At 33.6% G+C, this 24,874-nt stretch carries 19 protein-coding genes; 4 read left to right on the forward strand and 15 right to left on the reverse strand.

Features of this window, described 5'->3' with window-relative positions:
- Positions 1 to 8 precede the first annotated feature (8 nt).
- Both JNUCC72_RS02825 and carB read left to right on the forward strand, forming a co-directional pair.
- Positions 9 to 1,091 (forward strand): carbamoyl phosphate synthase small subunit, encoded by a 1,083-nt coding sequence (locus JNUCC72_RS02825; protein WP_454144656.1) that lies wholly within the window; start codon positions 9 to 11, stop codon positions 1,089 to 1,091.
- On the forward strand, positions 1,084 to 4,260 hold the full coding sequence (carB, locus tag JNUCC72_RS02830) for a carbamoyl-phosphate synthase large subunit (protein WP_454144658.1): 3,177 nt from the start codon (positions 1,084 to 1,086) through the stop codon (positions 4,258 to 4,260). Before JNUCC72_RS02825 ends, carB begins: the two co-directional genes overlap by 8 nt.
- A 15-nt stretch (positions 4,261 to 4,275) precedes the next feature.
- On the opposite strand, the gene JNUCC72_RS02835 is transcribed toward carB, so the two are convergent.
- Both JNUCC72_RS02835 and JNUCC72_RS02840 read right to left on the reverse strand, forming a co-directional pair.
- A complete protein-coding gene (locus JNUCC72_RS02835; protein ID WP_454144660.1) occupies positions 4,276 to 6,069 on the reverse strand; it encodes a putative glycosyltransferase family protein in 1,794 nt (597 codons plus the stop codon).
- Between the two features lie 88 nt (positions 6,070 to 6,157).
- Complete coding sequence (locus JNUCC72_RS02840) at positions 6,158 to 7,846, reverse strand: Rqc2 family fibronectin-binding protein (RefSeq protein ID WP_454144662.1); 1,689 nt, start codon at positions 7,844 to 7,846, stop codon at positions 6,158 to 6,160.
- 139 nt (positions 7,847 to 7,985) lie between these two features.
- On the opposite strand from JNUCC72_RS02840, the gene JNUCC72_RS02845 reads away from it, so the two are divergent.
- Positions 7,986 to 8,882, forward strand: coding sequence for a DegV family protein (locus tag JNUCC72_RS02845; RefSeq protein ID WP_454144664.1), 897 nt, complete (start codon positions 7,986 to 7,988; stop codon positions 8,880 to 8,882).
- Positions 8,883 to 9,196: 314 nt separating this feature from the next.
- Here the strand turns inward: JNUCC72_RS02845 and JNUCC72_RS02850 are convergent, their stop codons facing one another.
- The 12 genes from JNUCC72_RS02850 to parE all read right to left on the reverse strand — a co-directional run bounded on the left by JNUCC72_RS02850 (position 9,197) and on the right by parE (position 22,709).
- A complete protein-coding gene (locus JNUCC72_RS02850; RefSeq protein WP_454144666.1) occupies positions 9,197 to 12,298 on the reverse strand; it encodes a putative mucin/carbohydrate-binding domain-containing protein in 3,102 nt (1,033 codons plus the stop codon).
- Between the two features lie 178 nt (positions 12,299 to 12,476).
- A complete protein-coding gene (locus tag JNUCC72_RS02855; RefSeq protein WP_454142709.1) occupies positions 12,477 to 13,331 on the reverse strand; it encodes an SPFH domain-containing protein in 855 nt (284 codons plus the stop codon).
- A gap of 21 nt (positions 13,332 to 13,352) precedes the next feature.
- The gene (locus JNUCC72_RS02860; protein WP_454142711.1) at positions 13,353 to 13,679 is read right to left on the reverse strand and encodes a toxin-antitoxin system HicB family antitoxin; all 327 of its coding nucleotides are present in this window, start codon (positions 13,677 to 13,679) and stop codon (positions 13,353 to 13,355) included.
- A gap of 75 nt (positions 13,680 to 13,754) precedes the next feature.
- Positions 13,755 to 14,207: a hypothetical protein gene (locus JNUCC72_RS02865; protein ID WP_454142713.1), complete on the reverse strand. Its 453-nt coding sequence runs from the start codon at positions 14,205 to 14,207 to the stop codon at positions 13,755 to 13,757.
- Between the two features lie 27 nt (positions 14,208 to 14,234).
- Positions 14,235 to 14,636, reverse strand: coding sequence for a hypothetical protein (locus JNUCC72_RS02870; protein WP_454142715.1), 402 nt, complete (start codon positions 14,634 to 14,636; stop codon positions 14,235 to 14,237).
- Between the two features lie 80 nt (positions 14,637 to 14,716).
- The gene (locus tag JNUCC72_RS02875; protein ID WP_454142717.1) at positions 14,717 to 15,178 is read right to left on the reverse strand and encodes a hypothetical protein; all 462 of its coding nucleotides are present in this window, start codon (positions 15,176 to 15,178) and stop codon (positions 14,717 to 14,719) included.
- A 35-nt stretch (positions 15,179 to 15,213) separates the two neighbouring features.
- On the reverse strand, positions 15,214 to 15,660 hold the full coding sequence (locus JNUCC72_RS02880; RefSeq protein ID WP_454142719.1) for a hypothetical protein: 447 nt from the start codon (positions 15,658 to 15,660) through the stop codon (positions 15,214 to 15,216).
- 21 nt (positions 15,661 to 15,681) lie between these two features.
- The gene (locus tag JNUCC72_RS02885) at positions 15,682 to 16,119 is read right to left on the reverse strand and encodes a hypothetical protein (protein WP_454142721.1); all 438 of its coding nucleotides are present in this window, start codon (positions 16,117 to 16,119) and stop codon (positions 15,682 to 15,684) included.
- A gap of 104 nt (positions 16,120 to 16,223) precedes the next feature.
- On the reverse strand, positions 16,224 to 17,159 hold the full coding sequence (locus JNUCC72_RS02890; RefSeq protein ID WP_454142723.1) for a manganese-dependent inorganic pyrophosphatase: 936 nt from the start codon (positions 17,157 to 17,159) through the stop codon (positions 16,224 to 16,226).
- Between the two features lie 19 nt (positions 17,160 to 17,178).
- Positions 17,179 to 18,144, reverse strand: coding sequence for a LysR family transcriptional regulator (locus JNUCC72_RS02895; RefSeq protein WP_454142725.1), 966 nt, complete (start codon positions 18,142 to 18,144; stop codon positions 17,179 to 17,181).
- 118 nt (positions 18,145 to 18,262) lie between these two features.
- The gene (parC, locus tag JNUCC72_RS02900; protein WP_454142727.1) at positions 18,263 to 20,746 is read right to left on the reverse strand and encodes a DNA topoisomerase IV subunit A; all 2,484 of its coding nucleotides are present in this window, start codon (positions 20,744 to 20,746) and stop codon (positions 18,263 to 18,265) included.
- Positions 20,747 to 20,774: 28 nt separating this feature from the next.
- On the reverse strand, positions 20,775 to 22,709 hold the full coding sequence (gene parE / locus JNUCC72_RS02905) for a DNA topoisomerase IV subunit B (protein ID WP_454142729.1): 1,935 nt from the start codon (positions 22,707 to 22,709) through the stop codon (positions 20,775 to 20,777).
- Positions 22,710 to 22,819: 110 nt separating this feature from the next.
- Between parE and plsY the strand changes: the two genes are divergently transcribed.
- Positions 22,820 to 23,431, forward strand: coding sequence for a glycerol-3-phosphate 1-O-acyltransferase PlsY (plsY, locus tag JNUCC72_RS02910; protein WP_454142731.1), 612 nt, complete (start codon positions 22,820 to 22,822; stop codon positions 23,429 to 23,431).
- Between the two features lie 29 nt (positions 23,432 to 23,460).
- On the opposite strand, the gene hslU is transcribed toward plsY, so the two are convergent.
- Positions 23,461 to 24,870 (reverse strand): ATP-dependent protease ATPase subunit HslU, encoded by a 1,410-nt coding sequence (gene hslU / locus JNUCC72_RS02915; protein ID WP_454142733.1) that lies wholly within the window; start codon positions 24,868 to 24,870, stop codon positions 23,461 to 23,463.
- Positions 24,871 to 24,874 lie beyond the last annotated feature (4 nt).

Genomic DNA, 24,874 nt, shown 5'->3' on the forward strand with positions numbered 1-24,874 from the left:
GCTCAAAAATGGATAAACGTTATTTGATTTTAGAAGATGGTACTTATTATTCTGGAATCAGATTTGGTTCAGCAGTGACGACAACTGGTGAACTTACTTTTCAAACCAGCAATTATGGCTACCAAGAAGCGATCACTGACCCAACAAACAGTGGTCGTATTTTGGTTTTTACAACACCTATTTTAGGAAATGCTGGGATTTCAGCAATTGATTATGAGTCCATTGACCCAACTGTAAAAGGCGTTGTGATTAACCAATTAGATTATAATCAAGGAATTCACAACGATTTATTTAACCTAGATGCATTCTTAAAAGAAAAGAATATTCCGGGGCTATATAATGTTGATACACGTAGCTTAGTTCGTAAAATCACACGTCAAAATGTGAAAAAGGCAAGTTTTATGGATGCTAATGACCAACATGCTTTTGATCAAATTAAAGCATTGGTTTTACCTAAAAATCTGGCATCAATGGTATCAACTAAACAGGCATATGCCGCACCTAATGTCGGGAAAACGGTTATTGTTTTAGACTTAGGAATTAAGCACTCATTATTGCGTGAACTTTCGCTTAGAAAAATTAATACGTTAGTTTTACCATTTAATACAAAGCTTGAAGAAATTATGAGCTTAAATCCCGATGGTGTGATTATTTCTAATGGTCCCGGGCACCTAAAAGATGTTTCTGCAATTAAGCCTGTAGTAGAAGCTTTAATGGGTAAAGTTCCCGTGATGGCGATTGGACTAGGGTTTTTGGTAGCCTCTGAATTATTAGGGTTGTCTTTAACTGATAAAACACGAATTGGCTTTTATGGCACAAACTTCCCAATCATTGATCAAAACAAACAAGAAAAGCTTAAGCAGACTTCGATGAACGTTCAACAATTGGTTCAAGCTGATAAACGACTAGACGATTACGACTTTAAAGAGGTCTATTATGAATTACATCACCAATACGTTGCAGGATATGAACTGAGTGAAATTCCTTTACTTGCTGTTGCTTTTAATCCAGAAGCTGCTCCGGGAACAAAAGAGGCGGTCGTTATCTTAGATGACTTTTTGAGATTAATGGAGGAACAAAAGAATGTTTAGTAATAGTATCAAAAAAATATTAATCTTGGGTTCTGGTCCTAGTATTGTCGGAGAAATCGCTGAATTTGACCTAATTACTAAGCAGGCCATTAAATCCTTTCAAGAAGAAGATAAGCAAGTCGTTATTATTAATCCTAACCCAGCAACTGTTGCCACTGATCATGATGACAATGTTACTGTTTATTTAGAACCAATGACTAAAGAGTTCTTGAAGCGAATTATTCGTATGGAAGAACCTGATGCCATTGTTTCTATTTTTGGTAGTAAAGTCGGCATGAAAATGGCTTACGAACTTCATGAAGATGGGATTTTAGAAGAGCTATCAATTAAGTTACTTTCTTTGCCACTACAAACATTGAAATTCACTCAGAATAAATATGACTTTAATACTGCCTTACATGAAGCAGGTATTTTTGTTACGCAAAAGCAACGTTTATACCCAGCAGATAACGACCTAGATGAACGTATAGAAGAAATTAACTTTCCTATTGTACTTAAGCCTGAAAAATACGATGCCCATTTAGGATTTAGACATTTGAATAATTCAGACGAATTGCGAACAATTATCAAAGAAGAAAGACGAAAAGAATTGAGCTTACAAAACTCATTTGAAGTTCAAGAAGATTTGTCTGACTATACCGAATATACAATTGATGCACTTCGTGACAATAAAGGCCAAATGATTGTTTTGAATTATGCTGAAAACATTAACCCAGCGGGGATTAACGCTGGAGATGCTATCAGCGTTTCACCAATTCAGACCTTGAATGATCACAAGGTTCAGGTTCTAAGACGTTATACCAAAAAAATCATCGATTCACTTGAAATTGTGGGAGTTGTCAGCGTTCGCTTTGCGGTGAAACCTTTAACTGATAAGCTACGTTTCAGGGTAATTGGTATCTATCCAAGAGTAACAAGAAGTAATCTACTGGCTTACCGAACAACTGGTTATAACATTGGCTATATTTTAGCCAAGCTGGTTTTAGGCTATACATTAGATGAAATCACAAATCCTGCAACCAATCTTAGCGCAGCTATTGAGCCAGTATTAGATGCTGTTAGTGTCAAGACTCCAATGTGGTCTTTTGCTGATTTGGGTGAAAATCACTACCTATTGAATAATAAGATGCACTCCAGCGGTGAGAGTGTTGGAATTGGCCGAAACTTCGATGCTGCCTTGATGCAAGCAATTTTAGCAACTAATCAAGTTTCCAAAGTGCTGAACTTTAAATTCTTTGCTAACTTATCTGAAAAAGAATTGATTAAACAATTATCTCATCCGAATGAAAACTTGATTTTTGTTATTTTGGCCGCATTTAATAAAGGATTCTCATTGCAAGATGTACACAACTACACTAGAATTCATCCAACTTATCTAGAAAAATTTGCTAGATTGACTGATTTATTGCAAGAAATCTTAGAGCATCCCTTTGATGCTGAGGTTCTAGATAGGGCAAAGCATCGAGGAATTGCAGATGTCATTATTGCTAAATTATGGCGTTGTTCAGAACAAAAAATCCACCAATTTAGACACCAAAATCAAATTATTCCGAGTGGACTTTATGTTGAATCAACGGCTGGTTTTTATCCAACATATAATAATGCCGTCTTTCATGCTTATCAAGCTAGAAATGAAATTGTCCCATTTGATCAAGCTAAACCAACTATTTTGATTATTGGGTTAAGCCCATTCCAAATTTCACAAAATTCTGAGTTTGATTATATGCTTTATAACGCTATTCAAGAAATCAAGGCAAAAGGGTACCGAACAGTACTATTAACCAATAACTCAGAATCAATCAGTGCAGACTATCAGTTAGTTGATCGTCTTTATTTTGAAGCTGTAACACTTGAAAATATTATGGAAATTGCAAATATTGAATCGCCTAAATACGTCTTAACACAATTTAGCGGTAAAATGGCAACCCAGTTATTACCGGTCCTACATCAAAATAATCTAGAAGTTTTAGGTGGTAGTGAAGAAATAAATGACCTTGTTGGTCAAAAACAAAACTTTAGTCAATTACTTAATGAACTGGGCTTTCCCGGCGTTTCAGGGTTAACAACTAGTCACAATTCAGTTGCTATCAATTTTGCTGAAGAGGTTGGCTATCCGCTACTAATCGGTGGTAAAAGGGCGCATAAAGTTAGAAAATCTGCTGTGGTTTTTGAAAAAGATGCTCTAGAACAGTACCTTAAAGAATCTGATGTCTCTGATATTTCAATCAGTAAGTTTATTGAAGGGCATAAGTACGAAGTAACAGCTATTAGTGATGGTGAGCAAGTAACAATTCCAGGGATAATCGAGCATTTGGAACAGTCGGGTAGTCATGCAAGTGACTCTATTGCTGTTTTTAATCCTCAAAACTTGTCCTCAACTCATCAAAGACAAATAAGAGATATGACAATTGCGCTTGCTAAGAAATTGAAGGCTAGAGGATTTCTAAATATTCACTTCTTGATTCAACAAGATACGGTTTATGTTTTGCAAGTTAAAAACTATGCCGGACACAACGTTGCCTTTTTATCTAAGTCACTTAAAAGAAACTTATCTCAAATCGCGATGAAAGTTTTATTAGGCGAAAAGATTAAGGACTTAGGATTTTTAGAAGATATTTGGTCAAATAACCAATTAATCCATGTTAAAATGCCCGTTTTCTCAAGACTAGGTTTCACGGGAGAAGATATTTTTGACTCAGTAATGAAAGCAAGTGGTTTTGTGATGGGACGTGACACAGAATTACCGAAAGCGCTTTATAAGGGATATGAAGGAGCAGGGCTCAAAATCCCAAGTTATGGAACTGTCTTTATTTCTGTTAATGATGAAGATAAAGACAAAGCAATTAACTTAGCTCAACGGTTTAGAAGATTAGGATTCAAGCTTATTGCAACAGAGGGAACAGCCGATTATTTAGCTGAACAAGGTATTACCGTTCGAGTTGTTGCAAAACTTCAAGGAGGCAATCCTTCCCTAATTAACAAAATCATTGCAAATCATGTCAATATGGTTATCAATACGACTAACTTTTCTGAACCCGTTAATCGTGCCGCTATTAAGATTCGAGATGCAGCATTAACGCATCATGTTCCGGTATTTTCACGCTTACAATCAGCAGAATATATCTTAGAAGTATTAGAATCTCAAGCTTTAACAACTCAACCTATGTAAAAAACCTTACGGCTTTTAATTAAGCTGTAAGGTTTTTTTAGATTTGCTTTTTTTGATTAAATAAATACAAAAGGTACCAATAAGCGTTAGTAAGAAGAGTACTTGTCCTACCCAATCATACCAAGCAGGAACATATTGTATGCCTATCTCAATTGATTTATCAGTTGGATTTTTGATGTAGGGAACATGTTCATGACTAATATCAAAATCAACTTCTTGATTATTAACAGTTACTCGATAATTATGATTATAAGCGATAATCGGAATAAATAAGTAGTCACCTTGACGGTTATCTTCAACATTAAAAACCAGTTCATTAGGTTCAAGTGTTAACTTTGTACTGTATTCTGTATGACTAGCCTGAGATAAATGAGTTGTGCTTGTGCTCATTACCATATGTTTTTTTAGATCATTAATAACTGTTTTGGTTCTTTTGGGTAGATAATCTAAGACATAGGGTTGAACAGCAAGTTCTTGTGCAAGATTTTGATTATCTAATTTTTTGCGCATAGAAGTGGGTTTACTTAATGTATCCGCATAGTTAACTGAAACGCTGTACCAATGATTAACTACGTTAATACTTGTGAACACGAATAATAGGGCAGTCGCTGCATAGTAAAAACTAGGTTTTTTTATCCAGGTAAATTGTTGGTAAAAGTCATTTTTTGGTAAGTAAACAAAGATAAACCAGCAAGTTAACCAAACAATTATAACGAAGTAAAGTTCATTAAATCGCCAAGAGAATTGTAATTTTTTGGATAAAATAGGAATAATTTTATCAATTGGTAGGATGGTTGTTTGAACTAGCACCATCATAATGGTAAAAACACTAAAGCTTTTTGTCCAAAAAGGTGCTTTTTTACTAAACAAAAGAATAACCGGTATAACTATCAGTAACAATAATAACCAGCCATTATAGAAATAACTACCGTCTAAGTTTCGTTGAATAAAGCTGATAATATCTAGACTTCTATAAACTTCTCCTTGGTCAAAAGACATCGTTAAAGTATCGTGTAGTACTAGCATATGTGAAATTAGCGGTAACCAAGTCACACTTGTTAATAACAATAAAAGACCTGTATTTTTAGCAATAGTTAAAACAAAATGACGTAATCTTGATTCTTTAATACGACCAATTTGATACTGATAAATCAGATGACAAAATTGAGCTAATAAAAGAACAAAAAGCGTGATTACAACTAAAATAATGCTCAACAAATGGCTCAAAGCAACACCTGTAAAGCCGAAAACAAGTAACCAATTGATTTTTCGGCTTTCATTTTGATTAGTTAAAAATAGTACTAATCCACCTATAACAGCAGGCAAGAATGCTTGTGCTAATAGTTCTCCCAAATCAAATCTAATGTAGATATTATTCATTCGATAATTGGCAAAGTAGTATAAAATGGAAAAACTAACTGCTCCCAACCGATACCATTTATGACTTGGAAACGCCCGACGAAAACTGTAATCAGCGATTATTAACGTCATAAAATTAATAACAAATAAAAAGACATAGGTACTAAATACAAAGTTATGTGTCAGCCACAATAATAAGGCTAAAGGATATAATAAAAAGCTAGGATAAAAAGCAGTTATCATATTACCTAAAGAACCAAAGGTGTAAGTGTTAATGTAGGGGAGCTGAAGATTATTTTGCGATAATTCATAAGCTCTTGAGAGATGAAATCTCAAATCATCCCCATACATCAGCGAGTTGTGACTCATACTGTAAATAAAAAACGTTGTCAAAATAGCAATAAGTAAATAAATGACGAACATTACTTTTGCGGAAAAAATTTTCTTCATAAAATCTGCCTATTCTTATTTTTTATATCTTAAATATAAAAGAATGCTTTGAGTTTTAGGCTCAAAAGCATTCTTCTATATTTAGTAATTAAAGTTTCATTTGATCAATTTTAGATGCCTCTGGTGTAACTTCAATCGAATTTTGTCCGGTATAAATCACAAAGCCAGGTTTGGCGCCGTTTGGTTTTTTCACACGTTTAACTTCAACATAATCAACTTGAACGTGAGCTGAACTTTGTGCTTTTGAATAATAGGCTGCAATTTCTGCAGCTTCTTGAATTTCAGCATCTGTCGGTTCAGTTGTTTGTAAGATAACATGTGATCCAGGAATGTCTTTAACGTGGAACCAGTATTGTTTTTTCTGAGCTTTTTTGAAAGTTAGCCATTCATTTTGGAAGTTGTTTTTACCAACTAAAATAGGATTGCCTTCAGAACTTTGATATTTAGTAATATCTTGCTCAGATAATTTTTTATGGTTACGTGTTTTTTGTTGTTTACGGTTTTTCTTAAGATAACCTTGTTCACGGAGTTCTTGTACAATCTGTTCGATATCATTAGGCGTTGCAATTCGCAAGTTTTCTTCAATTCCTTGGAAATAGTTCAACTCAGCACGCGCAATATCTAACTGTTCTTGTACATATTTAATTGAATTACGCAATTTTTGATATTTAGAGAAATACCACTGTGAATTTTTAGAAGGGGTTAATTCAGGCTTAAGATTAATTTTAATCAAATTATTTTCGTCATAATAGTTAGGTAACTCAATTTGAGTCATCCCGGGTTTGACTTCATGCAAATAAGTCGTTAACAATTCACCCTTGATACGATAATCTTCAGAATTTTCAGCTTGATCTTGTTGTTTAATCAACGCTTTAATTTTCTTTTTCAATTTTTTAATCTGATTTTTAGTTAATGTATCAACATGAGATGACCGTTGTTTAACCCATTCACTATTTGCTTTTCTTTGATAGAAGTTAGCTAGCAAGTCACTTAAAGAATCATAACTAATGATTTCATCATAGCAATCAGCATCAATAGGCAGAATAGGGGCAAAGGAAGGTTTTCCTTTGACAATCATTTCAGTTGCTTTAGGGGAATTAAACTGAGCAAAAAATGCCGTAAATTCTTGGTAAGATTTTCCCTTTTTGTCAAACCATAAATTAAGTTCATTTTTTGTTTGACCACTAAGACCACTTAAAGTAGATAAATTATCATTATCTTTAACTGATTCATTAAACTCTTCTAAAGAAAGATCAAAAGGATTTTTCTGATCAGTCAAAGGAGGGAGTTCATAATCTGCTTTAGGAAGTAGCAAACGTGCACGGTTTTTGTCCGGTGCAATTCGTTTAATTAAGTCAATGATTTTATTAGTACGTTTGCTGTACAAAATAATATTACTGTGACGTCCCATGAATTCCGCAGACAACACCAGTTCTTCTTCATCACCGTATTCATTACGAGTTAAAAAGTAGAAGTTGACAATTCTATCATTACCAACTTGTTCGATTTTAAATAAGAAACTTCCTTCAAGATGCTTTCTCAAAACCATTGCAAATGTAGGAGGAACAGTTGGGTTAGTGAATTTTTCATCAGTTAAATTCATACGATTATATTGTGGGTTACAAGAAATCAACAATTTTTTGTTTTGTCGATTAATTCTAAAAACGAACACCAGTTCGTGTTCAAAAGGTTGATACACTTTTGAAACTTTACTATTTACTAGTTCGGGTTTTATTTCAGTCAAAAGACTATGGATAAATGTTCCATCAAAACTCATATAAAAAACCTCCAATCACTTAATTTTACTATTTTTAGCAAGGTAGATAAAGGGTAATTAACCTTTATTAGTAGATTATCACTATAAATATGATATAATTGGAATAAATTCTAAAAAAGATATAGGTGAGGATTACACAGTGAAAATAGCACTTGTTACAGATAGTACGAGTTATCTAACTAAAAAAGAAATTGAAGATAACGAGATTGTAGTTATTCCTTTACCCGTTTTTATTGATAATAAGGAATACTTAGAGAACGAAACAATCACTGCAGATGAACTTTTTGAAATGCAACGTCAAGGTGCTAGTTATCCAAAAACAAGTCAACCTTCAATTGGACAATTAGTTGAACTTTACCAAAAATTGCACGACGAGGGATTTGAAGCCATTATCTCAATTCACTTAGCAAGCACTATCTCCGGTACTGTTCAAACACTTGAAACCATCAAAGAAACTCATCCAGAATTGAATTTATATCCATATGATTCACGTATCACAATTCGTTTAATGGGGAATTTAGTTTTAGCTGCTGCTAAAATGATAAAAAACGGATTTACACCTGATCAAATTATTGAACGTTTAGATCAGATTAGAGATACAACTGATGAGCTGTTTGCTTTAGACGATTTAAAAAACCTAGTTCGTGGTGGCCGTTTAAGTAATGCTTCAGCATTTGTTGGAACAATGCTTAAAATCAAGCCACTGTTAACATTTGATGATGAAACTTATAAAATCGTTTCATTTGATAAAGTTCGTTCAACTAAAAAAGCAGTTAAGCAAATTTTTAACTTGATGAATAACAAACTAGAATCATTATCTTATCCAGTTAAAATTATGGTTTACCATAGTAGTAACCAAAAATTAGCTGAAACACTATTTGCTGATGTCAAAGAACAATATCCTAATGCATCAGTTGAAATTTGTGAGTTTGGTCCAATTATCGGCGCTCACTTAGGGGACAAAACAATAGCGTTGACATGGATGGTTGATATTGATAAAATCAATTTAGTTGATGGTAAGAAACCGCTATATTAATATAATAGTGAGTAGGGGGAAAAGCATTGAAAAATGCTTTTTTCTTATATATTTAGGTTAACATAATATATATTATCGGAAGTAATGTTTTTGTAGTTGAAAATCATGGTGATAATTAAGATTGTTTTTTGATACCAATTAATACTAAATTGTTTTGTTTAATTAGATTGAGTATTCAAACTAAATATAAAAACACTATAATGTTAATTATTAAACATTTAATCTGTTTCGATGTATTGTTAGATAAAAAAACGAACTCGTGCTTAGAATGTTTCTCTCAGCACGAGTTCGTTTTTAATTATTTATATTTTTATTCAGATAATAACTAAATAACCATTTTGTATAACAAATATTGCTTGTTTTTGCTTTGTATTAAATTGATTAAATGTACTTGTCATTGAATTTGATGAGCTACTTGAAAGTTTAACTGTATAGTTATCTTTCAAGTCAATAACTTTAGATTCGTTAATAACATCATTATTACCAACAACTTGATCAAGCACTTGATTACCATTTTCATCTAAAATTTCAATTGTAGATGTTGTTCTTGGTTTGTTAGCAGTAATATCTAATTGCATTTTATTTTGGTTTTGGTTAGTTGTTAATTGAATAACAGATTTTTTGTTGCGTCCATTTATTGTAATTGTATCATCTGTAATATTAGTCTGATTTAAATCGAATTGATTCATATAATTACTTTTATCCGTATTAGATAAATCGGATTGTGCAATTTTTCTAGCCAATTGTTTTTTTGCACTTAATTGCTTAGATTTTGACAGCTTTGCACTAGTTGCATTTTTCCCTGCACTGATGATTTCATCTGTTGCAGATTTTGTTGTTTGGCTAATTAATTGATTGTCTTGGACATAATAAATTTGAGCACCTTGAACTTTTTGAGATGAATTTTCAATATTTGATGAATAATTATCAGGTTGTGTTAATTTAATTTGGTAACCTGATTTTAAATCTAGCTCATCTGTTATCGCTTTTGATTGACTGGAAATAAGATTTTGATAAATAGATTTACCATTTTCATCTAAGATTTCAATATAGGCATTTAATTTAGAATTAGATAAGTCAGTTAACTGAAGCGCTAAGTCACCGTTTGTTATATTTGTTTTGATTGTTGCAAAATCAGTTCCTAGATTGTCAGTTAATTTGATACCTGATGTATATTCTTTAGCCGGTGCTTTAATAGTTAAAAGTTCTGCATTATTTCTAAGTATTTCATTTTTTTCATCTTGCGTTAATAAGTTTAACCCTAAAATAATATTCTTTTTCAACGTTGACGTATTTAACTGTTTAAGTTGATTATCATTTCTTAAATCTTGAATTGCTTGATTAATTGTTTCTCGGATACCGTTGTTATGTGTTTCGACATTCTCCAAGTAACCTTTTTTTACAACAAATTTATTAGTATTATTCTTAGTAGGGTTAACAAGTGATGAAATGTTAGATTTTAACCTTGTTTGAGTTTCAGTGTGGTAAATTTCAATCTGATACCCCTCTTTAATCGGTACATTAACTGATTCAGCTGCATTGTTCACTTTACCGTTAAACTCTTTATCAAATATAACGTTTCCTTTGTCATCCATCACTTTTACTTCTGCATAACGATCGAAGTATGGATGTAATTGATTAATTTTTAGTGTATTAATAGTTAAGCTGTTAGCATCAAAATCGGGTGTAACATAGGCAAAATCTCCATCACTTATCCCTCTCAAAATAATTGGTTGATTGAATAGTGTTCCATAATTATTGTCAGAAATAGAAATGTTAGCTTGATTTTGACTTTCTTTAACAAAAACATAGTTAGTATCTAATTTAATGTTAATTGGTGTGTTAATAATTTCGATCGAGTAAGAGCCATTATCAACTTTGCCAAAATCAATAATGTTACTGTTAATTTTAGCTTTTTTAATAATATTTGAACCGTCTTTTAAGACAACTGTCTTCCCTTTTAACTTATTAAGTTGATCAGAATTAGCACTTAAATTAAGTGTCAGCGTTCCACCATTTAATCCTAATTGCTTCAATTGTTGATTAGTTACTAAATTAAAGATAGAATCTGTTATTTGTCCAGTTAAGACCGATGATGCTTGATTAAGTTGATTTTTAGGAACAACACTAGAAAGCGGTGAAACAATTTCTCTTGCCTCTCGGTTAATTTCTGATTGATTGATTTGAGTTAAACTAATGCCGAATTGGCTAAATACAGGTGTATAATCGTGCCCCGTTGCCTGACTATAGTACATATTTAATAAATCTGGTAGCGGTAACTGTGTAATCGGATTATTTTCATTAATTGATTTACGATACCAATCATTGAAGTCTGTCCAAACACTGATATCAGCACTTTGAATAATATTTGTCAAAATAACCAAACGTTCTCTTTGAGTTATTGGTAGTTGTGAATAAGATTGCTTTTGCTCAACTATACGTTGATAGACTGCTTCTTGTGTCTTATCTTTTTGACCATTATCGTATAGCCAAGCGCTATCAACTTTTTCTTTCCCAAAGTGTGTTAACAAATACATGTTACCTAGTAAGTTATTCGATACCTCACCTGTATACATTGAGGATTTATTGTTAGAGTTGCTGTAATTAGGTTGATAACCATGACCGAGCTCGTGTAGCGTTTTCCAGTTTGCTTTTTTCATCCAGCTGTCTACAACTGATTTACCACCATTGGCAGTGTAGTTAGTATCATAATAGGCACCAACACCTGCACTAGTATCGGCTTTTAGGAAAAAGCGGTTTTGGGGCATTTTGTTGTAACTTGTACTAGTTTCACTTAACCCCATTATATGATCATAATATGTGATTAGTTCATCTTGATAATTAATATAGTCATCAATGTTAGCAAAATCGTTTAGATTTTTCAGCTTATCTTGTTCACCGATATTAATCATTAATTGAAACTTGTTGCCTTGTATAATGGCAAAACTTGCTTGTGATTTTTCCCATTTAGCTAAAAAGGCAGATTGATCATCACCTTTTTTATAAATAGGTAGCTCTGTTGTTTGTCCCTGTACATCGTATTCTATTTCCAAATTGCTTTGACCATAAGGTGTATTAATAAATGGAACAGATGTATTGTCAACTGTTATTGTTTGCCAATCCTTTGTTAGAGTATATGATTTTTCCGTTTTGTTATTATCATTTAACAGCCATAATGTGGCATTATTATAACCATCATTAGTTGATGCTTTTCGAACCTTTATTTGAGACCCTTTATTCATTACAAACCCTAAATCTTGTCTATCATGGTTCATACCACGAGTCATTCCAGTATCGAGTACCCAAGAAGGTTTTTCTAAGCTAGTAACATCTTTAGTTGCAGCATCCACTTTATTATTGAATAATAATAAACTTGTTAGCGCAAGACCTGCACTTAGTATTACTTTTTTGTTCAAGTTGTATTCCTCTTTCTTCATGTGAAAATAATTGTATTAGAGAATAATAACATATAAAACGAACTTTAATCAAATTAAATATAAAAAGTGTTTGTCTTTTACACATAAATAGTAATGAAAACCCAGTAAAAATTAATTTTACTGGGTTTTTTTATTACTATTGAACAAGATGTTGATTTTAGTTATTTTTTTCGCCTTTTTTCGTCTTTTTATCTTCTTTTGTGCTTTCTTTAAATACCTTAGCTAGTCCTGGGATTTGACCATAAGTTTGAGCATTGTCACTTGGAACTACAACCATATTTGATTTTGACTTAGCTAAATCTGAGTAAGCATTAATTGATTGGTTTTGGAAGTAACGATCATCAGCGTTAGCAAGTCCTTCTTGAATGGTATCGATACGATATTTTTCAGCGTTTGCACGGATTTTAGTAGAGTCAGCTTCAGCTTTTGAGGTTGCAATCATCGCTTCATTTTTAGCTTTTGTAGTCAATTCAATTGATTTTGCTTCCCCTTCGGCTTTAGCAATTGAAGCAACTCTTTCACGGTCAGCTGTCAATTGCTTATCCATAGCTGTTTGAATTGCTTTTGATGGTGTTAGCTCATCAATATTAATTCTATCAACATTGATACCATATGTATTAGTTAAATCTCCAATAGCAACTGCTAGTTCTTGATTAATTTTAGCAGTTGACCCTAGGGCTTCGTTCAAGTCCATACGTCCGATGATATCACGTAAATGACCACGAACTAGCTGTGCCATAGACTCTACTGAGTCAGTATTTTCGTATTGATATTTAACCGCACTAGTAATATGGTAGTTCAATGTCACACTGGCTGAAACGTCAGCGTTGTCTTTAGTGATGATAGAATAATTAGGTAATGATAATGGTGCCATTGCTAAACTGACATTACGAATACGTTGAATAAAAGGAATGTAAAAATGTAATCCAGATTCAACACTGTGACTATATTTTCCTAGCGTTTCTACTAGTCCTTGTGAGTTTTGTTGTACGATTTTAATTCCAAATGCCATAATATTGTCCTCCAAATAAATTTAATTATGTAATTGTTTTAAGTAAAGCTGATTGCCATCATTGTTAATGATCTGATAATCATATTGCTTTAGTTCATTTTGATAAGGGTTTTCTAAATGATAACGGTAATAAATCCCTGATACTTCTACTAGATTATTGACTTCATCCAGTTTTGAACCCTGGATAATACGTCCAATAATTTGACGTGACTCGAAACTTGGATTAGGTAAATTTTCGACAACTAATCTGCGAACATATTCGCTTACTGTTAAATTCTTAGAATTTGCAATTTGAACAGCTTGTTCGTATGTTTTCTCGTCTAACTGAATAGTAAATTCCTTTGTCATCACACTTTCCTCCTTTGATAGCCCCTATTATAAAAGTTCTTATCATTAATGCAACTAAAAGATTCGAAATATAGTTTATTGCTTAACCTTCATGCTTATTTCTTCACTATCTGTCATTTGCCAGTCCTTTTGACCATTAAAATAATAATTTCTATCAAAATAAACAGTATTAGTTTTAGTTGATCTTAATCTTAGTGTGATTGTTTTACTGTCATCTGCTACACTAGCGGTCACTGCGGTATAATTGCCTATAGAATTTTGGCCTAAATTAACAAAACGTGTATTTGGTACTTCCACACCAACCTCTGGACTACCATCATTAAATTTGGGAAAAAATCTAACAACTGTTTGCCCTTCTTTATTTTTAGTAAATCCTTGATTGATGACCTCAATTTGTCCAGTGTTTGGGATATCAACTATCTCTTTACTCAGATAATGTTGAGGCAACTGAGCTTGATTATTGATTGAACAACCAGTTAGCGCTATTACGACTAATAAAAGGACCCCTAGAATTGATTTCTTCTTCACTTTAATTATCCCATAAAAAGTATGTACTTATTCAAATGCTCCTGAATACAAGTTAGGATAATAATTTTTTTGAAAAACAACTTTATTATCAACATTAATAGTATAGGTAATTGGTACATTTTCGTCTTCTACAGGAACTTCATCTAATTCAAGGGTATCTCCTCGAACATAAGTAACACTAGCAGGAACAACTTTACCATTTTGAGTAAAATCAGATGATTTATTTTTAGATTCGGAATAAAAATTATTTAAATCTATTTTAAATCTCATTACCAGTTTATTATTTTGATTGGATGTTATAATAGTAGCTTGTCCTTTGCTAGGAACTTCTATAGTTTCTTTTTCAAAATAATTTTGTTCATTAGTTGAACATCCTACAAGCAAAAATCCCATTAAAATTAATAACCCCATTGTCACTAATCTTTTCATTTTTACCCCTTTCTTACACTCCAAGAGCAACTAATTTGTCTAACTCTACCAAGATTCATGGGTAAAATCAAATTTATAACTTAATCACTAAACGTTTCAGGATCTAATCCCAGATTCAATTTAGGATTGATAACAGGATAGTAATATCTATCAACATAAACCGTCCCATCTTTAAAGTTCTTCATTTGAAATCTAGCTGGTTCGGTTTCTCCCTTTTCGTAGACTGTATAATAACTATAGTATCCGCTTGCTTCAGTTGGTAAGGTAACCGATGGATAGTTTTTGCCCTCTTTTATATCAGAACTTGCCAAGAATGGCTGAAGCTCACTACTTGCCTTAACTAATAGATTCAAAACAATTTTGTTGTTATATTCTTTATTTGAGGCGCCTTGATTAATGATTGTTATTTCACCTTTATTAGGAATTTCGATAGTTTCTTTACTCAGATAATCTTTGATTTCAGTCTCGGTGTTAGTAGAAGTACAACCTGTCAGCAAAATTGTTGCTAATCCACAAATACTTAAAATCGATAGTTTTTTCAAGTTAACTTCTCCTATCTATACTTAATTTGTAGCAATTAAAATGTCAAATTTTTAGATGAGCCAGGATAATAAGCTCTTTCATAGATTGTTCTTTTTTGTCCATCTGAATCAAGATAAGCAGATAATGTTACTGGATTTTCATTATTTTGGAGAGGAATACGATATCTTTGAGTACCTTCCTCATCAATAACAGCTGCTGATATCACTTGCCCATTTTGTTTATATTCTGTAGTAATATTTGGCTTTTTATTTCCCAAATATTCGGTCTTAATATCAAATATCATAGATGGTTCAGTTTTAGAAACACTTTTGTATGTGATTTCTATTTTAGACTGGTTGACTAATTCAGTATTTGTTTTGTCGATATAATCAGTAGTCTGTTCATGATTATTTTCGGTTTGATTGTTGCTACTAGCTGAACATCCAACTAAACTAACACCCATTAAGCAAATTAATCCCACACTCACTATGGCTTTATTCATATAAATCCTCCAAGTTAAAAATTAGGTATCAAGATAGTAATTACGTTTTACTAACGCCTCACCGTTTTCTCTGATAGTAAAGGTAATTGGTGCTTTATTATCAATTAGCTCCAGTATCACTGTTTTAAATTGAGAGTCAGAATGAGTGATACTTGATTTCAAAACACCTTTGTTATTTTGGTTTAAGTACAAAGCTCGTTTTGAATTCTTATCATTATAATCAGTCTTATATGAAATTTTGTAAATATTTTTTCCTTGATCATCTTGACTAACACCATGTGTCAGAATAGTTATTTTTGCTTTTTGAGGAATTGTAATCTCATCTTTTGTAAGGTAATCCTGATTATCCAGTATCCTATCTGCTGTTTCAGCATCAGATTGCTGACTATTATTATTTGTGGAACACCCCATTAAAAGTAACAAACTAGCTATAGCTATTACGGTACTTATTTTTTTCATTTATACTCTCCAAATAGTAATCTTATAGTTAACGTTATCACAGTTAACCTAATAAACGCAAAAAAAATAACCTTTCACATTTAAGTGAAAGGTTATTTTTAACTTTATTTAGCTAATTGTTCAGTTAACTGAGGAACAACTTGTTTTTTACGAGAAACAACACCTGGTAAGTCAGCATGGTTGTTTTCAAGTGAAACATTGAAAGCAGTTTCAAATTTAGCAGCTGCATCATCATCACCTAAAACAATTGCAATTGAGTTGCTATTCAAGATATCTGTCACAATTGTCACAAATAATTGGTAGTTATTATCTGCAATTTCTTTTTGCATACTTTCTTCTAAAGCAGCACTTCTTTGCATAACATTATCTAAATCTACAGCATTGATTTGGGCAATACGTACACTATTTGAACCCATTTCAAAACTTTTAGCATCAATATCAATTAATTCTGCTTCTGACTTGTCAGATAAGTCAGCACCAGCTTTTAACATTTCTAAACCGTATGATTCAACATCAACATCAGCAATACTTGCTAGTTCTTTAGCAGCTTCTTCATCAGTTGGTGTCGTTGTTGGAGATTTAAATAATAATGTATCTGAAATGATAGCTGAAAGCATCATACCAGCGATTCCTTTAGGAATTTCGATATTACTTTCTTTGTACATTTTCCAAAGAACTGTACTTGCTGCACCTAATGGTTCAGCACGATAGTATAAAGGATCAGCAGTGTGGAAATCGCTAATACGGTGGTGATCCACAACATGTGAAATTTTAACATCTTCAATATCAGCAACGCTTTGACCAAATTCATTGTGGTCAACAAGCATAACTGAATCAACTTCAGCACCAGCTTTTTCAATTACTCGAGGTGCTGTTAAACCAAAGTGGTTCAAAGCAAAGGCAGTTTCTTTGCTAGGTTCACCTAATGCAACTGCTTCTGTATCAAAACCTTTTTGGTTAGCAAGGTATGATAAAGACATTGCAGCTCCAATAGCATCTGTATCTGGATTTTGGTGTCCAAAAACAAGTTCTTTACTCATAATACAATCTCTCCTATTGTTACTTTTTATACTTCTCTTCTAATCTACTAAAATATGACTGTTTTGCCAAGAATTTCTCAAAAGAATCAATAAAGTTTTTAATTCGAGGGATTTGATATTTTTCGTTACGAAAAATAATTGACGTTTCAATTTTTAAATTTTCTCCCAATGAATAATGATTCATCTCATTATCAGGATGCGTCATACAAACTGATTTAGGCACAAAGGTATCATAATTTGTTTTTTCAGCAAACTGCATCAATTGTGATGGGCTTGAAAAGTAAATATCACTTTCAGGCTTAACAAGATCATTCATACGATACTGAACAGCTAATTTTTTAGCAAAGTAAGCATCGTTAGGATATTGAACTAATGGGTGACCTAAAGTGTCTGCCATTGTAATATTACCATTTGAATCTTGCGCATCTGATAAATTGTGATGTGATAAGTAAATCAATTCATCTTCATAAAGTGTTTTGACATTGTAAGACTGCCAATGACTAACGTTTTCACTAATCAATGGCAAAATCACGATATCTACTTCGTTCTTATCAAGACGATTCCATAGTTCACGTCGACTTGAATTCCAAATGTTCAACTTCAAATCGGGATATTGTTTACTAAATTTAATAATGAAATCTTCAAAAATACTAGATTCTAAAGATTCTAATATGCCAACTGAAATTGTTCCGATTTTTGAATCACTATTCTGTTGAATTTCATCGACAGCAGTATTAACGGTATTAAACAAATCATTAGCAACCGTTTGCATACGTGTCCCTGCATCGGTTAGATAAAGTTTTTTACCAATTTGACCAAATAGTGGCGCACCAACTGCACGTTCGATTTTCTTTATTTGTTGTGTCAATGCAGGTTGTGTAATTCCAAGAATTTGTGAAGCCTGTGTATAACTCATGGAATCAATCAACTGCAAGAAGTATTTTAATGACTTTGCTGAAAGAACAGCATCTGTTTTTGTTTTCAATGGGTGATCCCCCTTCTTATATCTCTCACCCATATCATAACTATAATGTCATGATTCAACAAATATAAAGTCTTGGATTAATACTTTTTTAATAAAACCATTTAATTAATTTAATTTATTAAAACAAAGTTGGTTCATCAATTCGGCTATTATTATCGTTTAATTCCGCTAATAAGCTTAAACTTTCAGGAGTCCCTTGCTCTTTCGTATCTAGAATGAATGACCCATTTGAATAACGATCACTAATCGGATAATTCTCTGTCAATAGTTCAATCGTTTCTTGTTGATCGGTTAAAACATTGAGTTTAGCTTCTCCATTAAATAAAACGGTCGAAACAACACGATGTGGTTTAGACTTCAATTCTCTTAAAATCAAAATACCGCGTTTAGCACGAGAGAACTTTTGAATTTCATCTAATCGTAATTGCTTGTAAGCCCCACGTTGAGTCACCACACCCATTTTTGTATTTTGACTATCTGAATTAATTAACTTAACGTCACTAACGAAGTCTTTATCTTTCAAGTTAATTGATTTAACACCTACTGCTTTAGGTCCTACAGTTGGGACTTCATTCAAATCATATCTAAGCGCATAAGCGTGACTAGTGATAATCAAGACATCTTTGTTATCTGTGTTATCAACATAATCTACAGAAACAAGCGTTGCATCCCCTTGCTTCAACTTCATCACAGTCGCTGCATGACTACGGTAAGTACGACCTGGTTTAATATCTTCTAACTTAACTTGCTTAATGTAACCGTTATCCGTGGCTAATACAAATTGACCATCTTGACTTAAATCATTAAATGTGAAGACTTGGCTAAAGTACTCATCTTCTTCTAGTCTAAGGTCTTGAGAGATATGATGACCTGTGTCTTTCCACCTCATATCTTCAATTTCATGAACTGGACGATAAACAACATGTCCCTTATTTGTAAAGATAAATACATGATCCAACGTTGATAGCGTCTCATTAAAAATCTGACTATCTTCTTCTTTTAAACCATTTTCTGCTTCTGAAGAAGATTGGTAAGAACGAAGTGAAGAACGTTTCATGTATCCATTACGTGAGATTAACACACGTGTATTTTCTTCAGCAATCAAAGCTGTTTGATCAATTTCAATCTTTTCAACTTTTGCTTCAATTTTAGACAGTCTCTTAGATGGGAATTCTTTTTGTACAGCCAATAGTTGATCTTTAATCACTTGGTATAAACTTGATTGATTGTTAATAATATCATTAAAACGGTCAATTTGAGCTGAAAGTGATTGGTTCTCATCTTCTAAGGCATTAACGTCTGTATTAGATAAACGATAAAGAGGTAAAGAAACAATCGCTTCTGCTTGATTATCTGTAAATTGGAACTGTTTAACCAAGTTAGCCTTAGCTTCTTTTTTATCATTACTTGCTCTAATGGTCTTAATCACATCGTTTAGAATAGATAACCCTTTAATTAATCCGACAACGATATGCTGACGCTTCTTCGCTTTTTCTAAATCAAACTTAGTACGACGTAAGACGACTTCTTGTTCATGATCTAAGTAAGATGACAAGATAGTCTTCAATCCAACTTGCTCAGGGCGCATCTTATTAATTGCGACCATATTGAAGTTATAAGAAACTTGTAGGTCTGTGTTTTTGAACAAGTAATTCAAAATCACATGTGGATCAACTTGTTTCTTAAGTTCAACAACAATTCTTAATCCTGAGCGGTCAGACTCATCACGAACTTCACTGATACCCTCTACCTTTTTGTTAATCCGGACCTCGTCCATCTTCTTAACCAAATTAGCTTTGTTCACGTCATAAGGAATCTCTGAGATAACAATTTGCTGACGATGACCTTTTAGTTCTTGGATATCAGTTTTTGAACGCACCATGATTTTACCTTTACCGGTTTCATAGGCTTGCTTAATTCCGTCAACACCTTGAATGATACCACCAGTTGGAAAATCTGGTCCTTTAACGTATTTCATTAACTCATCTACTGTGGCATCTGGATTATCTAACAAGTAGATAGTCGCATTGACCACTTCAGTTAAATTATGCGTTGGAATATCAGTTGCATACCCTGCTGAAATACCAGTAGCGCCATTAACCAGCAAATTAGGAAAACGCGCAGGCAATACAGTAGGTTCATTTTCAGTATCATCAAAGTTCAAGACCATATCAACAGTATCTTTATCAATATCAGCTAATAAGGCATTGGCAATTTTACTCAAACGAGCTTCGGTATAACGCATTGCAGCTGGGGGATCACCATCAAGTGACCCATTGTTTCCGTGCATTTGGATTAAGGGCTCACGTAGTTTCCAGTCTTGGGAAAGTCTAACCATTGCTTCGTAAATCGAACTATCGCCGTGAGGGTGAAAGTTCCCCATAACATTACCGACAGATTTAGCTGATTTTCTAAATCCTTTGTCATAAGTATTATGGTCTAAATTCATCGCATATAGAATACGACGCTGTACGGGTTTTAATCCGTCTCGAATATCGGGAAGTGCACGCTCTTGGATAATATATTTAGAGTATCTTCCAAAACGTTCTCCCATAATCTGTTCAAGAGACATCTCTTGAATTCGTTCCGTTTGTTTGGGCATGATTAAAAAATCGTCCTTTCAACTGAGTTTAGTCGCGGGTTGTTTCTAAGATTGACCCTTCTTCTTCTAACGTAAACTTAACGTTTTGTTCAATCCAGGCTCTTCTAGCGCTAACCTTGTCACCCATTAAAGTTGTGACACGTTTTTCAGCAATTGCGGCATCATCCATTGTGACACGAATAAGTGTTCGACTACTTGGATCCATGGTTGTTTCCCATAACTGATCAGCATTCATCTCACCAAGTCCTTTAAATCGTTGCAACTGATAATTCTTACCGTATTGAGCCACTAACTTATCAAGTTCTTCATCTGTCCAGGCATAATCGATTGCTGATTTCTTTTGTACTTTGTAAAGTGGTGGCAAAGCAATATAAACTTTCCCTGCTTCAATCAACGGTCTCATATAGCGATAGAAGAAAGTCAACAGTAACACTTGAATATGGGCACCATCGGTATCGGCATCGGTCATGATAATAACTTTGTCGTAATGCGCGTCATCCAAATTAAAATCAGCACCGATTCCAGCACCAATCGTGTAAATCATGGTGTTAATTTCTTCATTTTTGAAGATATCTTGTAGCTTAGCTTTTTGAGTGTTCAGTACCTTACCTCTAAGTGGCAAAATAGCTTGAAATTTACGGTCACGTCCTTGTTTTGCAGAACCTCCGGCTGAATCCCCCTCAACTAAGTAAAGTTCATTCTTCTTAGCATTACGAGACTGTGCAGGTGTTAACTTACCAGATAACAGACCATCGTTTTTCTTGCGTTTTTTGCCATTTCTTGAATCATTACGGGCTTTTCTGGCAGCAATACGGGCATCCCTAGCTCGGATGGCTTTTTTTACAAGCTCTTGGGCAAAATCACCGTTTTCCATCAAGTAAAATGATAGTTGTTCAGACACTAGCGCATCAACAGCACCACGTGCTTGAGAAGTTCCTAGTTTACCCTTAGTCTGTCCTTCAAATTGTAGCAATTCTTCAGGGATGCGAACCGAAATAATCGCACTTAGTCCTTCACGATAATCTGACCCTTCTAAGTTCTTGTCTTTTTCTTTTAAAAGACCGACTTTGCGAGCGTAATCATTGAACGCCTTAGTAAATCCTGAACGTGCACCACCTTCATGAGTTCCACCATCAATTGTTCGTACATTATTAACGAATGATAATAGGTTTTCTGAATAGCCATCGTTATACTGTCCGGCAAATTCAATCTCAATATCATTTTTAGTCCCTTCAAAATAAAAGATATCTCCCATTGTGGTTTTTTCTTCATTCAAGTAAGACACAAATGATTTAATCCCATCTTCAAAGTGGAATGAGACAGGCTCATTATCTCCTAAGTGGTCAGTTAGCGTAATTTTAAGTCCTTTTAGTAAAAATGCAGATTCACGTAAGCGTTCCTTTAAAGTATTAAAATTAAACTTAGTTGTTTGAAAGATGCTTTTGTCTGGTTTAAATGTAATCGTTGTTCCGGTTTTTCTTGAGGTGTGACCTTTGTTCTGCAAACCTTCTGCTGTTGGATGTCCCCCATCTTCAAAACGTTCCGTGTAAAGTGTATTGTCACGGACAACTTCAACTTCCATATAAGAAGATAGTGCATTAACAACAGATGACCCTACCCCATGAAGTCCACCAGATGTTTTGTAGTTATTTTGGGTAAATTTACCCCCTGCATGTAAAACAGTTAGAATAACTTCGATTGTGGGTTTGCCACTTGCATGCATCCCTGTTGGCATCCCACGACCAAAGTCTGCCACACTAAGACTGCCGTCTTCATTGATGGTCACGTTAATTTCATTTCCATATCCAGCTAGTGCTTCATCAATTGCGTTATCAATAATTTCATACGCTAAGTGATGTAATCCTTTAGAATCAGTCGATCCTATATACATACCAGGTCTTTTACGAACAGCTTCAAGACCCTGCAGTATCTGTATTGATGAATCGTCATATTGTTTACTCAAGTTATGATTCCTCCATTTTTGTCAATTTCTAATTTATGTCTTCTCTAAAATCGTGTAAAATGTTCTATATACCAATTTAGGGAGGTCCATTTGTTATTTTAAACATTTTAGTGTTAGGCGTTTTAGCCTATATCATCGGATCATTTCCGACGGGTGTTATCATTGGAAAAGTCTTTTTCCAAAAAGATATCCGTGATTATGGAAGTGGTAATACCGGGACAACTAATACATTTCGTGTTCTTGGCTTTGTTCCAGGAACGGTTGTATTAGTGATTGATATCTTAAAAGGGACTTTGGCTGGATTGCTTCCTGTCTTATTTTATCAAAATACACATTTTTTTGTATTATTATTTGGCGTAATCGCTGTAATCGGACATTGCTTCTCCATCTTTCTAAAATTTAAAGGTGGAAAAGCCGTAGCTACTAGTGCCGGAATTGCGTTAGCTTATGATTGGCATTTCTTCTTGCTATCAGCTGTGATTTTTGCAGTTATCTTATGGTTAACAAGTACCGTGTCATTAACTAGTATCATTTCTTTTCCGCTGTTTACACTAGAAGCTATTTTGTTCAATGATTGGCTTTTGGCTACAATTGCCGCATTGATTACAGCATTTGTCATCTATCGACATAAAGCGAATATTCAACGACTGCTGAACGGTACTGAAGAACCACTTCATTTTGGTCTTCGCTATAAGCTCAGCATTAAAAAAAGTCACAAATAAAAAACTAGGATAATTATCCTAGTTTTTTTTTATAAAATAAATTTAGTCAAATCTTTGTTAGTTAAAATATCTGCTAATTTATTTTCCACATATGCTTGTGTGATTTGAATTTCACCCATTTGCATATCTGGACCTTCAAATAATAATTCTTCTAGAAGTTTTTCAAGAATAGTTGCCAATCTTCTAGCTCCGATATTATCTGTTCCCTGATTAACATCATAGGCAATTTCTGCAATCTTTTCAATAGCTTCTTTTGTAAATGATAGTTTAATATCGTCAGCATTTAGCAAGGCGATATATTGTTTAATCAACGAGTTTGAAGGATCTGTTAGAATTTTGACGAAATCTTCTCGTGTTAACGCATTAAGTTCTACACGGATTGGGAAACGTCCTTGTAATTCAGGAATCAAATCACTTGGTTTTGATTCAGCAAACGCACCAGCTGCAATGAATAAAATGTGGTTCGTATCAACTGGACCGTATTTGGTGTTAACCGTGTTACCTTCAACAATTGGTAGGATATCACGTTGCACACCTTCACGAGAAACTTCTCCAGATTGTTTCTTTTGACCTGAAGTTACTTTATCAATCTCATCAATAAAGATAATACCGTTTTCTTGTGTACGTTCGATAGCACGTTGATAAATTGAATCATAGTCTACTAATTTCTTAGCTTGTTCTTGAATCAATAATTCACGCGCGTCTTTAACTTGAAGGGTACGTTTGATTTTTTTCTTTGGACGAAGTGAGCTCATCATATCACTCATATCCATGCCCATTTGACCCATCATGTCATTCATTGGATTAACTTTCTTTTGTTCGTCCAATTTGATTGTCACGTAATCGTGTTCAAGCAATCCTTTGTCTAACTTTTCTTTTAAAGATAAACGTTTGTTACGTGTTGCATCGTCCACTTCTTCTTGGTCTTCATCTTCTTGATCAAAACTTGGCATGTCGCCACCGCCACCATTGAACATTCCGAATAAATCTTGCATGTTCATTTGGTTATTTTTTTCTTTTTTCTTACCTGGTGCAAGTGCTTTAACTAAAATTTTGTCTACTTCTTTAAGTGCATCAGTACGAACAGACTCAAGTTGTTTCTTTTCTTCCATTTGAACAGCATTTTCAACTAAGTCACGTACCATTGATTCAACGTCACGACCAACGTAACCAACTTCAGTAAATTTTGTTGCTTCAACTTTAATGAAGGGTGCTTCTACTATCTTAGCTAAACGACGTGCAATTTCAGTTTTACCAACCCCTGTTGGTCCTGCCATTAGTAGGTTTTTAGGGGTGATTTCTTGTTGCAGTTCACCGTCAAGTTGCATACGGCGATAACGGTTGTATAGTGCAATACTAATCGCACGTTTTGCTGAGTCTTGTCCAATTACATAATTATCTAAAATAGAAACTATCTTCTTTGGTGTTTGAACTGTCATTTAG

It is taken from the genome of Holzapfeliella sp. JNUCC 72 (genome assembly GCF_053668685.1).

What these genes read in the sequence shown, in the direction of transcription:
- JNUCC72_RS02855 (WP_454142709.1), bottom strand. Translation starts at nt 13,331, where the DNA reads ATGGCATTTGGAATTAAAATCGTACAACAAAACTCACAAGGACTAGTA.
- JNUCC72_RS02860 (WP_454142711.1), bottom strand. Translation starts at nt 13,679, where the DNA reads ATGACAAAGGAATTTACTATTCAGTTAGACGAGAAAACATACGAACAA.
- JNUCC72_RS02890 (WP_454142723.1), bottom strand. Translation starts at nt 17,159, where the DNA reads ATGAGTAAAGAACTTGTTTTTGGACACCAAAATCCAGATACAGATGCT.
- JNUCC72_RS02880 (WP_454142719.1), bottom strand. Translation starts at nt 15,660, where the DNA reads ATGAATAAAGCCATAGTGAGTGTGGGATTAATTTGCTTAATGGGTGTT.
- JNUCC72_RS02825 (WP_454144656.1), top strand. Translation starts at nt 9, where the DNA reads ATGGATAAACGTTATTTGATTTTAGAAGATGGTACTTATTATTCTGGA.
- parC (WP_454142727.1), bottom strand. Translation starts at nt 20,746, where the DNA reads ATGCCCAAACAAACGGAACGAATTCAAGAGATGTCTCTTGAACAGATT.
- JNUCC72_RS02885 (WP_454142721.1), bottom strand. Translation starts at nt 16,119, where the DNA reads ATGAAAAAAATAAGTACCGTAATAGCTATAGCTAGTTTGTTACTTTTA.
- carB (WP_454144658.1), top strand. Translation starts at nt 1,084, where the DNA reads ATGTTTAGTAATAGTATCAAAAAAATATTAATCTTGGGTTCTGGTCCT.
- JNUCC72_RS02835 (WP_454144660.1), bottom strand. Translation starts at nt 6,069, where the DNA reads ATGAAGAAAATTTTTTCCGCAAAAGTAATGTTCGTCATTTATTTACTT.
- JNUCC72_RS02840 (WP_454144662.1), bottom strand. Translation starts at nt 7,846, where the DNA reads ATGAGTTTTGATGGAACATTTATCCATAGTCTTTTGACTGAAATAAAA.
- JNUCC72_RS02870 (WP_454142715.1), bottom strand. Translation starts at nt 14,636, where the DNA reads ATGAAAAGATTAGTGACAATGGGGTTATTAATTTTAATGGGATTTTTG.
- hslU (WP_454142733.1), bottom strand. Translation starts at nt 24,870, where the DNA reads ATGACAGTTCAAACACCAAAGAAGATAGTTTCTATTTTAGATAATTAT.